The sequence below is a fragment of the Pseudomonas sp. NFACC16-2 genome, assembly GCF_900119205.1.
Lineage (GTDB): Bacteria > Pseudomonadota > Gammaproteobacteria > Pseudomonadales > Pseudomonadaceae > Aquipseudomonas > Aquipseudomonas fluorescens_Q.
On record NZ_FPIX01000038.1, the window covers coordinates 1 to 12,288 of the forward strand.

The 12,288-nt window shown below is 61.4% G+C and carries 14 protein-coding genes; 5 read left to right on the top strand and 9 right to left on the bottom strand.

Features of this window, described 5'->3' with window-relative positions:
* Positions 1–348: 348 nt before the first annotated feature.
* From BT116_RS23730 to BT116_RS31105, 4 genes are all read right to left on the bottom strand, one after another.
* Complete coding sequence (locus BT116_RS23730) at positions 349–624, bottom strand: HU family DNA-binding protein (RefSeq protein WP_003177201.1); 276 nt, start codon at positions 622–624, stop codon at positions 349–351.
* A gap of 191 nt (positions 625–815) precedes the next feature.
* Positions 816–1,964, bottom strand: coding sequence for an NAD(P)/FAD-dependent oxidoreductase (locus tag BT116_RS23735; protein WP_072347600.1), 1,149 nt, complete (start codon positions 1,962–1,964; stop codon positions 816–818).
* A 42-nt stretch (positions 1,965–2,006) separates the two neighbouring features.
* Positions 2,007–2,174, bottom strand: a complete 168-nt coding sequence (locus tag BT116_RS23740) for a rubredoxin (protein ID WP_003177199.1) — start codon at positions 2,172–2,174, stop codon at positions 2,007–2,009.
* Positions 2,171–2,326, bottom strand: coding sequence for a hypothetical protein (locus BT116_RS31105; RefSeq protein WP_170845978.1), 156 nt, complete (start codon positions 2,324–2,326; stop codon positions 2,171–2,173). Before BT116_RS31105 ends, BT116_RS23740 begins: the two co-directional genes overlap by 4 nt.
* Positions 2,327–2,366: 40 nt before the next feature.
* On the opposite strand from BT116_RS31105, the gene BT116_RS23745 reads away from it, so the two are divergent.
* Positions 2,367–2,930 carry a chorismate--pyruvate lyase family protein gene (locus BT116_RS23745; protein WP_072347602.1) on the top strand — a complete coding sequence of 188 codons (564 nt, stop codon included), beginning with the start codon at positions 2,367–2,369 and terminating at the stop codon, positions 2,928–2,930.
* Entirely contained in the window at positions 2,930–3,820 is an 891-nt protein-coding gene (gene ubiA / locus BT116_RS23750; protein WP_072347543.1) for a 4-hydroxybenzoate octaprenyltransferase, read from the top strand. The genes BT116_RS23745 and ubiA overlap by 1 nt, the downstream gene beginning before the upstream one ends.
* A 176-nt stretch (positions 3,821–3,996) precedes the next feature.
* On the opposite strand, the gene BT116_RS23755 is transcribed toward ubiA, so the two are convergent.
* Positions 3,997–4,386, bottom strand: a complete 390-nt coding sequence (locus tag BT116_RS23755; RefSeq protein WP_072347545.1) for a COG4315 family predicted lipoprotein — start codon at positions 4,384–4,386, stop codon at positions 3,997–3,999.
* Between the two features lie 152 nt (positions 4,387–4,538).
* On the opposite strand from BT116_RS23755, the gene phoB reads away from it, so the two are divergent.
* The 3 genes from phoB (at position 4,539) to BT116_RS23770 (ending at position 8,107) form a co-directional block, all read left to right on the top strand.
* Positions 4,539–5,228 carry a phosphate regulon transcriptional regulator PhoB gene (gene phoB / locus BT116_RS23760; RefSeq protein WP_003177195.1) on the top strand — a complete coding sequence of 230 codons (690 nt, stop codon included), beginning with the start codon at positions 4,539–4,541 and terminating at the stop codon, positions 5,226–5,228.
* A 138-nt stretch (positions 5,229–5,366) separates the two neighbouring features.
* Positions 5,367–6,653 carry a phosphate regulon sensor histidine kinase PhoR gene (gene phoR, locus BT116_RS23765; RefSeq protein WP_256572599.1) on the top strand — a complete coding sequence of 429 codons (1,287 nt, stop codon included), beginning with the start codon at positions 5,367–5,369 and terminating at the stop codon, positions 6,651–6,653.
* Positions 6,654–6,766: 113 nt separating this feature from the next.
* On the top strand, positions 6,767–8,107 hold the full coding sequence (locus BT116_RS23770; protein ID WP_014335895.1) for a hemolysin family protein: 1,341 nt from the start codon (positions 6,767–6,769) through the stop codon (positions 8,105–8,107).
* 187 nt (positions 8,108–8,294) lie between these two features.
* Here the strand turns inward: BT116_RS23770 and BT116_RS23775 are convergent, their stop codons facing one another.
* The 4 genes from BT116_RS23775 to pstB all read right to left on the bottom strand — a co-directional run bounded on the left by BT116_RS23775 (position 8,295) and on the right by pstB (position 12,219).
* On the bottom strand, positions 8,295–9,191 hold the full coding sequence (locus BT116_RS23775) for a peptidoglycan DD-metalloendopeptidase family protein (RefSeq protein ID WP_072347549.1): 897 nt from the start codon (positions 9,189–9,191) through the stop codon (positions 8,295–8,297).
* Positions 9,192–9,418: 227 nt separating this feature from the next.
* Positions 9,419–10,345 (bottom strand): response regulator, encoded by a 927-nt coding sequence (locus BT116_RS23780; protein ID WP_072347551.1) that lies wholly within the window; start codon positions 10,343–10,345, stop codon positions 9,419–9,421.
* 166 nt (positions 10,346–10,511) lie between these two features.
* Positions 10,512–11,273 (bottom strand): phosphate signaling complex protein PhoU, encoded by a 762-nt coding sequence (phoU, locus tag BT116_RS23785; RefSeq protein WP_063323546.1) that lies wholly within the window; start codon positions 11,271–11,273, stop codon positions 10,512–10,514.
* A gap of 112 nt (positions 11,274–11,385) precedes the next feature.
* Positions 11,386–12,219, bottom strand: coding sequence for a phosphate ABC transporter ATP-binding protein PstB (gene pstB / locus BT116_RS23790; protein ID WP_058544183.1), 834 nt, complete (start codon positions 12,217–12,219; stop codon positions 11,386–11,388).
* Positions 12,220–12,288: the final 69 nt, after the last annotated feature.

Consider the following 12,288-nt stretch of genomic DNA (forward strand, 5'->3'; position numbering starts at 1 on the left):
AGAAGTCAGCCGAGGCCGTAGTAGTTGCTCGAAGCCGGAGTGACGAAGGGCTGAACCTGCCATGAGTGGACAGTCGGGTGTGATCTCTGTTGGAGCGTAAAGCAGAAACTCCGCGCAGCGGGGGTCGAGACCATCAGGAGGTAGGAGCCGGAAGCTCCGAGGGCCGGTCTGGGCGCTTAGATACCACAGGCGACACATCAACGGAACCAAGCTCGCTGAAGCTGTTTATCAGTAGGCAGGAACCGCCGTATACGGAACCGTACGTACGGTGGTGTGAGAGGACGGCGGCCGTGAGGCCGCCTCCTACTCGATCCGCTTTCTTCCCCCTGGCTGAGGTACTTGCAGCAATTACGGGTTGACGCTGTCTTTCAGGAACTTGCCTGGTTTAAAGGCAACGGTATTGCTGGCCTTGATCTTCACCGGTTCACCGGTCTGTGGGTTTTTGCCGGTGCGGGCGCCGCGGTGGCGTTGCAGGAAAGTGCCAAAGCCCACCAGGGTGACGCTGTCCTTGCGGTGCAGGGCGCCGGTGATTTCCTCGAGAACGGCGTTGAGGACGCGGTTGGCTTGTTCTTTGGTGAGGTCTGCTTTTTCCGCGATGGCGGCGGCGAGTTCTGGTTTACGCATGAATGAAGCCCCTTTGACGGTTTTTTTGTTGTTATGTCCGTGCCGTTCTCTTTGGAACGGCCCCTAAGGCGCCGCAGGCTCTACTCTGCGGCAGACCGGAGTGAGGATGGCACGAGGCCGCAGGCGGCGCCAGTGGCCCAACGACCTTTGTGGCACCAAAAGTAGGGTTTTTGCGACAGAACGACCAGTATTTACGCCAGCAAGGGAGGAAGTTCTTTGTTCAGCGCCAGTTTTTCCATCACCGCGGCCCCTGTCAGGGCGTAGCCCAGCAGGTTGCCCTGGGCATCGCGGCACAGGGCCTTGATGTCGGCGCTCTGCCCTTCGACGCTCCATACCCCTTCGCGGTCGCGTGGCGGTGGCGAGACCACCAGCGGGCATACCGGGGTTTTGACGGTGATCGGCATGGCGCCATAGCTCACGGCGGTCGGGTTGCCGGCCAGGGTTTGGGCCAGGGCACGGGCGCAGCTCATCAGTGGCATGACGTACAGCAGGTTCAAGCCGTCGACCTCGGCACAGTCGCCCAGGGCGTAGATGTTGGCGTGGGAGGTCTTGAGGTGACGGTCGACCACCACGCCGCGATTGACCACCAGGCCGGCAGCGGCGGCCAGGTCGATGCGGGGACGCAAGCCAATGGCCGAGACCACCAGGTCGCAGGCAATCACCTGGCCATCGGACAGGTGGGCTTCCAACCCGTCGGCGACCCGTTGCAAGCGATTGAGCACCGGCCCCAGGTGGAAGCGCGCGCCGAGGCTTTCCAGCCCGGCCTGTACAGCCGCAGCGGCGGCCGGGTGCAGCAGGGTCGGCATGACTTGCTCGCACGGCGCCACCAATTGCACTTCATAGCCGCCCAGGATCAGGTCGTTGGCGAACTCGCAGCCAATCAGCCCGGCGCCGAGCAGCAGCACGCGACGTTTGCCAGCCGCCGCTACGCGAAAGCGTGCGTAGTCTTCCAGGTCGTTGATGGGGAAGATCAGGTCCGCGGCATCGCCCTGCACCGGCACGCGCACGGTTTCTGCGCCCCAGGCCAGGATCAGGTCGCGGTAGCTCACCGCTTCTTCGCCGATCCACAGCCGTTTGTGGCCCGGGTCGATGCCGCTGATGCGGGTATGGGTGCGCACTTCGGCCTTCAGTTGCTCGGCCATGGTCCCGGGCTCGGCCATGCTCAGGCCGTCGGCGTCTTTGTTTTTGCCAAAGCCCGTGGAAAGCATGGGCTTGGAGTACGAGCGACCGTCATCGGCGCTGATCAGCAGCAATGGGGTTTCGCTGTCGAGTTTGCGAAATTCCCGGGCCAGGTTGTAACCGGCCAGCCCCGTACCGACGATGACGACAGGTGCGCTCATGCTGCTCTCCATGTGATGCTTTCCATGCCCGTTGAGAAACGATCAGTTGATTTCGATCATTTCGAAATCCATCTTGCCGACGCCGCAGTCCGGGCACAGCCAGTCTGCCGGTACGTCTTCCCAACGGGTGCCAGGTGCGATGCCATCATCCGGCCAACCGTCGGCTTCGTTGTAGATCAGGCCGCAGACGATACATTGCCACTTTTTCATTCAGGTACTTCCTCAGGTGTCAGGCGTTTGCCGGTATAGGGTCGCTCGAGGCTGTTTTCCGGCTCAGGGCGTTTTGTACTGATCGGTCGTCGCAGATGCAAGCACGATCGGCAGTGCAGCAGGTTGGAGCCGTCAAAATCGGCGACCGTCATGGTAAGCTCGCGGCCTCATTTGTTGCCTATCAAGACCCTCGTGCCGCATACAAATTCGATATTTCCAACACTCCAATGGCTGCCCCAGCCCCTGCTGTCGCCCCGGCCCGATGCGGGTGTCCTCGACTGGCTGTTCGATGAAGGCTCCCTGACCCGGCGCCTGACGCGCCTGTCGGACGGCCATTTCAGCGTGACGCCGTTGTTCGAAGGCTGGCAGCCACTGCGCGCCGACGAATGCGCCGCCCTGGACCTGGCCGAGGGTAGCGAAGGCTGGGTACGCGAGGTGTATCTGCGCGGCCATGACCAGCCGTGGGTGTTCGCCCGCAGTGTGGCGGCGCGCAGCGCCTTGCAGGGTGACGGCTTGCAGATGGACGAACTGGGCAGCCGTTCCCTGGGGGAGTTGCTATTTTGTGACCAGGCGTTCCAGCGCCGAGCCATCGAAGTTTGCCATTACCCCGACGCCGGGTTGCCCGAAGAAGTGCGCACCAGCGGGCTGTGGGGTCGCCGCTCACGTTTCGACCGCGGTGCATTGAGCGTGCTGGTGGCGGAAATTTTCCTGCCGCGCCTGTGGACCGTCGCCCGTGCCTATTCGGAGAATTGCTGATGTACGTGCAACTGCTCAAATCCTTGAACCGCCTGAACCCGCGGGCCTGGGACTTCGTGCAACTGACCCGCATGGACAAGCCCATTGGCATCTACCTGCTGCTGTGGCCGACGTTGTGGGCGCTATGGATTGCCGGTGAAGGCTCACCGTCCATCGCCAACCTGGTGATTTTCGTCCTCGGCGTGGTGCTGACCCGCGCCGGCGGCTGTGTGATCAATGACTGGGCCGACCGCAAGGTGGACGGTCACGTCAAGCGCACCGAGCAGCGCCCGCTGGTGAGCGGCAAGATCAGTTCGAAAGAGGCGCTGGTGTTCTTCGCCGTGCTGATGAGCGTGAGTTTCCTGCTGGTGCTGTGCACCAACGCCCCGACTATCCTGCTCTCCCTCGGTGGCTTGGCGCTGGCGTTCAGCTACCCGTTCATGAAGCGCTATACCTACTACCCGCAAGTGGTCCTGGGCGCGGCGTTCTCCTGGGGCATGCCGATGGCGTTCACCGCCGAAACCGGTCATCTGCCGGCCGCCGCCTGGTTGCTGTACATCGCCAACCTGCTGTGGACGGTGGGCTACGACACCTATTACGCAATGACCGACCGGGACGATGACCTGCGCATTGGCGTGAAATCTACGGCAATTCTGTTTGGCGATGCCGACCGGGTGATCATCCTGACGCTGCAAGGCCTGGCCTTGGGCTGCCTGCTGCTGGCCGGGTCGAAATTCGAGCTGGGCGGCTGGTTCCACCTGGGGCTCGTGGCCGCTGCCGCGTGCTTCGCCTGGGAATTCTGGTACACCCGTGACCGGGACCGGATGCGCTGCTTCAAGGCGTTCCTGCACAACCATTGGGCCGGGTTGGCGATTTTCGTGGGGATTGTGCTGGATTACGCGTTGCGCTGAGGCCCACCGTTACCTTGTGGCGAGGGGATTTATCCACGCTGGGTTGCGCAGCAACCCCCATACAGCCAATGAGTTTGGCCTGATACACCAAGGCGACAGATCTAGGGCCGCTTCGCGCCCCAACGGGGATAAATCCCCTCGCCACAATGATCTGCCGCTACGTTGGCGAAAAACTATCAGTCGGGCTTGGCGACCTTCCAGGCGCCGTCCATCAAGCCGTCACCGGTCATATCACCGGCCTTTGTATCCTTCACAAAGGTGTACAGCGGCTTGCCATCGTAGGCCCACTGCTTCTTTCGGTCATCGCGGGTGATCACGGTCCATTTGCCCATGGACTTGTCGCTTTCTTCGGCCATGAGCGGCGGCCAGTTGGCGGCGCACTTGTCGTTGCACATCGATTTGCCGCCCGAGTCTTTGGCAAACGTATACAACGTCATGTTTTGGTGGTCCGTCAGTATGCCCTTCTCTTTATCGACCATCGCCGGCTCAGCCGCGAATGCCCATGTCGGCAGCGCCAGGGCAGCCGTTACCGCCAGTGCCCGGATGGATTGGGTAAGGTAAGTCATGGAAACCTTCTTGTGTGGTTGTCAGGATTCGGACTGAAAAGCTTAGTCCAGGATCCCCTTCGCTGCCGCTCGAGGAAATAACTGTCACACGACTGCAATAATTCCGTTATCTAATGCGGCGCAAGACAGTTAAATGACAAGAGGATTACCCCATGGTTGGCAGGAGCATTCTGATCGTCGACGACGAGGCACCCATCCGCGAGATGATCGCCGTTGCGTTGGAGATGGCCGGCTATGACTGCATGGAAGCAGAAAACTCTCAACAGGCCCACGCCATCATCGTCGACCGCAAGCCCGACCTGATCCTGCTGGACTGGATGCTGCCCGGCACTTCGGGCATCGAACTGGCGCGACGCCTCAAGCGCGACGAGCTGACCGGTGATATTCCGATCATCATGCTCACCGCCAAGGGCGAAGAGGACAACAAGATCCAGGGCCTGGAAGTCGGCGCCGACGACTACATCACCAAGCCGTTTTCCCCACGGGAGCTGGTGGCGCGCCTGAAAGCCGTGCTGCGTCGCGCTGGTCCCACCGACGGCGAAGCACCGATCGAGGTCGGCGGCCTGCTGCTGGACCCCATCAGTCACCGCGTGACCATCGACGGCAAGCCCGCCGAGATGGGCCCCACCGAATACCGCCTGCTGCAATTCTTCATGACCCACCAGGAGCGTGCCTACACCCGTGGCCAACTGCTGGACCAGGTCTGGGGCGGTAACGTCTACGTGGAAGAGCGCACCGTGGATGTGCACATCCGACGCCTGCGCAAGGCCCTCGGCGACGCCTACGAAAATCTGGTACAAACCGTGCGCGGCACCGGTTATCGTTTTTCGACGAAAGCTTAAAGGCAACTGCAAGTTCCAAGCTACAAGCGGCAAGTCACCGCCGATCCGCTTCAAACTTGCAGCTTGAAGCTTGCAGCTTACATCTGCTTCTAAGGATGCTCCGTGAATCAAAACTGGCATGGCACCCTGATTCGCCACATGTTGTTGCTGGTGACCGGCTGTCTGGTGATCGGCTTGATCAGCGGCTACTACGGCTGGAGCCTGGCCGCGGGCCTGGGGCTCTACCTGGCCTGGACCCTCAAGCAATTGCTGCGCCTGCATGAATGGCTACGCCTGCACCAACCCGACGAAGCCCCGCCCGATGGCTATGGCCTGTGGGGTGAGGTGTTCGACAGCATTTACCACCTGCAACGGCGCGACCAGCGCGTGCGCGGGCGCCTGCAAGCGGTGATCGACCGTGTCCAGGAGTCCACTGCGGCACTCAAAGACGCCGTGATCATGCTCGACAGCGATGGCAACCTGGAATGGTGGAACCGCGCCGCCGAAACCCTGTTGGGCCTCAAGACGCCACAGGACAGCGGCCAGCCGGTAACCAACCTGGTGCGTCATCCGCGCTTCAAGGAATATTTCGAGCAGGCCAATTACGCCGAGCCACTGGAGATTCCTTCGCCCACCAATGATCGGCTACGTATCCAGCTGTACATCACGCGCTATGGCAACAATGAGCATTTGATGCTGGTACGCGACGTCACGCGTATCCATCAGTTGGAACAGATGCGCAAGGACTTCATCGCCAACGTCTCCCACGAACTGCGCACGCCATTGACGGTGATCTGTGGTTATCTGGAAACCCTGCTCGACAACGTCGAGGAAGTGAACCCGCGCTGGAGCCGGGCCTTGCAGCAGATGCACCAGCAAAGCGGGCGCATGCAGACCCTGCTCAACGACTTGTTGCTGCTGGCGAAGCTGGAAGCCACCGATTACCCGTCGGACAACCAGCCAGTGCCCATCGACGATCTGCTGCAAACCATTGTCGAAGACGCGCAGGAACTGTCCGGCTCCAAGCAGCAGACCATCACCCTGGAAGCCGACGCGGCCGTGCAGCTCAAAGGCAGCGAGGCAGAACTGCGCAGTGCGTTTTCCAACCTGGTGTTCAACGCGGTCAAATACACGCCGGAGCAAGGCCGGATCCATGTGCGCTGGTGGGGCGATGAGCAAGGCGCGCACCTGAGCGTGCGTGATTCGGGCATTGGCATAGACAGCAAACACCTGCCGCGCCTGACCGAACGCTTCTACCGTGTCGACTCCAGCCGCAACTCCAATACCGGCGGCACCGGGCTGGGCCTGGCCATCGTCAAACACGTCCTGCTGCGCCATCGCGCCCGCATGGAAATCAGCAGCGTACCCGGCCATGGCAGCACCTTTACCTGCCATTTCGCGCCGACCCAGGTGGTTCGCGCACGCCTCGCCCGCCCCGCTGATTGAGCACGCCCCCTAGGCAATCGCCGAGTCAGCCGCTACATTGACTGACTTGCGCCTGCCTTTTCAGGCGCTCATTTTCAATTCCTACGACTATACGGAACCCGCAAAACTCCATCATGGACCCTTCCCCTGGCTTGTCCCTCGTCACACTCTTCGCCGAATTCGGCATGATTCTTTTTGCTCTGATCCTGGTTTTGCTCAACGGTTTTTTCGTTGCGGCCGAATTTGCCATGGTCAAGCTGCGCTCGACCCGGGTCGAAGCCATTGCCGAGCAGAACGGCTGGCGCGGGCACATCCTGCGCACCGTTCATAGCCAGCTCGACGCTTACCTGTCGGCGTGCCAGTTGGGTATCACCCTGGCCTCCCTGGGCCTGGGCTGGGTCGGTGAGCCGGCGTTCGCCCATATCCTTGAGCCGTTGCTGGGCGCGGTCGGCGTACAGTCGCCGGAAGTGATCAAGGGCGTGTCGTTCTTCACCGCGTTCTTCATCATTTCGTACCTGCACATCGTGGTCGGTGAACTGGCGCCCAAATCCTGGGCCATTCGCAAACCCGAGCTGCTGTCGCTGTGGACCGCCGTGCCGCTGTACCTGTTCTACTGGGCGATGTACCCGGCGATCTACCTGCTCAACGCCAGCGCCAACGCCATCCTGCGCATCGCCGGCCAAGGCGAACCCGGCCCGCATCACGAGCACCATTACAGCCGCGAAGAACTGAAACTGATCCTGCACTCCAGCCGTGGCCAGGACCCGAGCGACCAGGGCATGCGCGTGCTGGCCTCGGCCGTGGAAATGGGCGAGCTGGAAGTGGTGGACTGGGCCAACTCCCGGGAAGACCTGGTGACGCTGGAGTTCAACGCGCCGCTCAAGGAAATCCTGGCGATGTTCCGGCGCCACAAGTTCAGCCGTTATCCGGTGTATGACAGCGAGCGCCAGGAGTTCGTCGGCCTGCTGCACATCAAGGACCTGCTGCTGGAACTGGCGGCCCTGGATCACATTCCCGAGTCGTTCAACCTGGCCGAACTGACCCGGCCGCTGGAGCGCGTGTCGCGGCACATGCCGCTATCGCAATTGCTGGAGCAGTTCCGCAAGGGCGGTTCGCACTTCGCCTTGGTCGAGGAAGCCGACGGCAACATCATCGGCTACCTGACCATGGAAGACGTGCTGGAAGTGCTGGTGGGTGACATCCAGGACGAACACCGCAAAGCCGAACGCGGCATCCTGGCCTACCAGCCGGGCAAGCTGCTGGTACGGGGTGATACGCCGCTGTTCAAGGTCGAGCGCCTGCTGGGGATCGACCTGGACCACATCGAAGCCGAAACCTTGGCAGGGTTGGTCTATGAAACCCTCAAGCGCGTGCCGGAAGAGGAAGAAGTGCTGGAGGTCGAAGGCCTGCGGATCATCATCAAGAAGATGAAAGGACCCAAGATCATCCTGGCGAAGGTGTTGATGCTCGATTGAGTGTCAGCCTCCCTTCCGGTGCCCCCCTTTTATGGCGAGGGGATTTATCCCCGCTGGGCTGCGAAGCAGCCCTAAAACCTGAGATTCCAGTTTGCCTGGTGAATTGAGCCGACAGTGTTGGGGCCGCTTCGCGCCCCAGCGGGGATAAATCCCCTCGCCACAAAAAGCTCCTTCGCTTGTGCAGAGCCTACTGCTTGCCCAACGCAAAGTTGGGCAGGTCGCCCACCGGTTGATTGAACTGGTAGGGAATCGACACCAGCCCCAGGCCGGTATTGCGCTGCACCACGAAATGCAGGTGCGGGCCTGAGCTGTTGCCGGTATTGCCCGACAACGCCAGCGGCGTGCCCACCCCGACCCGCTGCCCTTCCCGTACGCTCACCGAACCTTTCTGCAAGTGCAGGTAGACGCCCATGGTCCCGTCATCGTGCAGCACCCGAACGAAGTTGCCCGAAGGGTCGTCCCCGCGGCCGGTCTGCTCGTTTTCGGTCTTGATGACCACGCCGCCCCGCGCGGCAATGATCGGCGTGCCGACGGGCATGGCGATGTCCATGGCGTAGCGGTTCTTCGGGCCGTAATGGCTGTATTGGCCGTTGGCACCCTGGCTGAGCCGGAACGGCCCGCCACGCCACGGTAACGGGTACTGATAAGCCTGTGCCGCGCCGGCGGGGTCGCCCAGGGAATATTCGAATCTTGGGGTGTAGACCAGCGGCCTCCCGGGCCGGGTGGCCGTGAGCAGCGCCAGGCGCAGGTTGCTGCGCGCCGGCAGCACCCGACGAATCGGCCTGCTCGGCGCCCCGCTGACGTTGCGAAGCCCAGCGAAACTCAACTCGATCTCCACCGGCGCGTACAAATCGTTGCGCACGAACACCGCGTCCGCGCCATTCTGCTTCTTGATATCCAGGAACACCTGTCGCTCCAGGCGCTCGACCATGCGGTCGCGGAACACGAACACCTGGGCGCCCTTGCTGGGGCGGTCGCTATAGGACACCACGCCATTGGCATCGGTGGATTTGTAGATCGTCATGGCCAGGGCCGAGGTGGAGGCCAGGACAAGACCACAGGCAAACAGCAGGGGAGCGAGCATGGGTAAGGTTCTGTCGAAAAATGAAGGCCTGCACAGCAGCCTAGCAGCTGGGATGGACCAGCGTAGTCGACGGATGTTTCAAAATTGGATCAGCGATCGGTGTTGGTGATCGTTCCTACGCTCCGCGTAGGAATGCAGCCAGGGACGCTCCGCGTCCCCTCGAGCGCCGAACGCAGAGCGTCCGTAGAGGCATCCCACGCGGAGCATGGGAACGATCTGCGGCTGTATCAGGCGCCCGGTACAAAGTGCTTCTGCGCGGTGCCGCGGGCGATCAGGCGGGAGATGTAGTCGAGTTTCTGCGGGTCTTTGTCGACGAAGCGGAACGTCAACTGCAGCCATTCGCTATCGGGCGTCTGTTCATGGGCGACAATGGCGTGCAGGTAGCCGTTGAGACGAGCGGTTTCAGCGTTGTCGCCCTGCTCCATGTCCAGCACCGCACCTTCGAGGACTTGCGGCAGGGAGTCGGAGCGCTTGACCACCAGCAGCGCTTCCTTGAGGCTCAGGGCCTTGATCACGCATTGCTGGGTACCGCTGGACAGGCGCAACTGGCCTTGGCCGCGGTTGGCCGACGAAGCGGTGGCGGCGGTCGGCGCCTTGACCGGTGGGCTGTTTAGCAAGCCACGCGCCGGAGCGGCTGCAGCAGGGGCGGCGGGGGCGGGGGCCGAAGCCACAGCGGCAACCGGTGCCTTGCCGCCTGTCAGGGCGCTTAAGGAGTCATTGCCGAACGCCGAGTTCATCTTGGTCGGGGCACTGTTCATCAGCGTGTCGAGCTTGCCGACCTTATGCAGGGCCTGCTTGACCTTGGTCAGTAGCTGCTCGTTGGTGAACGGCTTGCTGACGTAGCCGGAAACGCCGGCCTGGATGGCTTGGACCACGTTTTCCTTGTCGCCGCGGCTGGTGACCATCACGAACGGCATGCCCTTGAGGTTGTCCTGCTGGCGACACCAGGTCAGCAGTTCCAGGCCGGACATTTCCGGCATTTCCCAATCGCACAACACCAGGTCGAACGCTTCGCGAGCCAGCAGGGCTTGGGCTTTCTTGCCGTTCACCGCGTCTTCGATGCGCACGCCCGGGAAGTAGTTGCGCAGGCACTTCTTCACCAGGTCACGAATGAACGAAGCATCGTCCACGACCAACACACTGACCTTACTCATCCAGATACACCTCTAAAAAATCCCGGCAAGCATACCGCTTTTACTGATGGCACATCGCCAAAAACCTTCAGTCACGCCGGGACTTTTCGTTCGCGGGGTGCTGCTTTCGATAAAAAAAACCCAAAAAAAAGCCCGACCAGAAGGCCGGGCACTTTTCCTGGCAATCTTACTTATCGTCAGCTCCGTCCGGAACATTAGCAGTTTCGGACGGGGTGCCCTCAACTTCTTCCTTCATGCGCTTGAGCCCCAGATGCCGGACATCGGTGCCGCGCACCAGGTAGATGACAAGTTCCGAGATGTTGCGCGCATGATCGCCGATGCGCTCCAGAGAACGCAGCACCCAGATGATGCTCAATACCCGGGAGATGGAGCGCGGGTCTTCCATCATGTAAGTCGCCAGCTCCCGCAGGGCGGTCTTGTATTCGCGGTCGATGATCTTGTCGTACTGGGCCACCGACAACGCCAGGTCGGCGTCGAAGCGGGCGAAAGCGTCCAGTGCATCGCGGACCATGTTGCGCACTTGGTCGCCAATATGGCGCACCTCGACGTAACCGCGCGGCGCTTCGCCTTCTTCGCACAACTGGATGGCTCGACGGGCGATCTTGGTGGCCTCGTCGCCGATCCGCTCCAGGTCGATCACCGACTTGGAAATGCTGATGATCAAGCGCAGATCGGAAGCCGCCGGCTGACGACGGGCGAGGATGCGCAGGCATTCCTCGTCGATGTTGCGCTCCATCTGGTTGATCTGGTCGTCGATCTCGCGCACCTGCTGGGCCAGGCCCGAATCGGCCTCGATCAGCGCGGTCACCGCGTCGTTGACCTGCTTTTCCACCAGCCCGCCCATGGCCAGCAGGTGACTGCGCACTTCCTCCAGCTCGGCGTTGAACTGTGCGGAAATGTGATGGGTGAGGCCTTCCTTCGAAATCATGGTTTTGCTCCGCAAAAGCTGTGAGCTGCAAGCTACAAGCTGCAAGCTGATGTGTGTCGTTACGCTAAACTGCTTTTACTTGCCGCTTGAAGCTTGCGGCTCGCAGCTGCCGCTAGCCATAGCGGCCCGTAATGTAGTCCTCGGTCTGCTTCTTGGCCGGATTGGTGAACAGCGTATCGGTGTCGCCGAACTCCACCAGTTTGCCCATGTACATGAACGCGGTGTAATCGGAAACCCGCGCCGCCTGTTGCATGTTGTGGGTCACGATGACGATGGTGAACTTGGACTTGAGCTCGTAGATCAATTCTTCGACTTTCAGCGTCGAGATCGGATCCAGGGCCGAGCAGGGTTCATCGAGCAGCAGCACTTCCGGCTCCACGGCGATGGTGCGGGCGATCACCAGACGTTGCTGCTGGCCGCCGGACAGGCCGAGGGCCGATTCATGCAGACGGTCCTTGACCTCATCCCACAGCGCTGCGCCCTTGAGGGCCCATTCCACGGCTTCGTCGAGGATGCGCTTCTTGTTGATGCCCTGGATGCGCAAGCCGTAGACCACGTTCTCGTAGATGGTTTTCGGGAACGGGTTCGGCTTCTGGAACACCATGCCGACGCGACGGCGCAGCTCGGCCACGTCTTCGCCCTTGCGGTAGATGTTGTTGCCGTAGAGGTTGATTTCACCTTCGACGCGGCAGCCGTCCACCAGGTCGTTCATGCGGTTGAAGGTGCGCAGCAAGGTGGACTTGCCGCAGCCCGACGGACCGATGAACGCGGTGACGCGCTGTTTCGGGATATTCAGGCTGACGTCATACAGCGCCTGCTTCTCGCCGTAGAACAGGCTCAGGCCAGGTACTTCGATGGCGACGGTTTCCTGCGCCAGATCCAGGCTCTGCTTGTCGCGGCCCAGGGCCGACATGTTGATGCCGTGTGTATGTGCTTCGTGTTGCATGGGCTCACTCCGTTCGTAGCTGCAAGCTTTGAGCTGCAAGCTGCAAGTTTGGGCAAAAGCGGCTTCTAG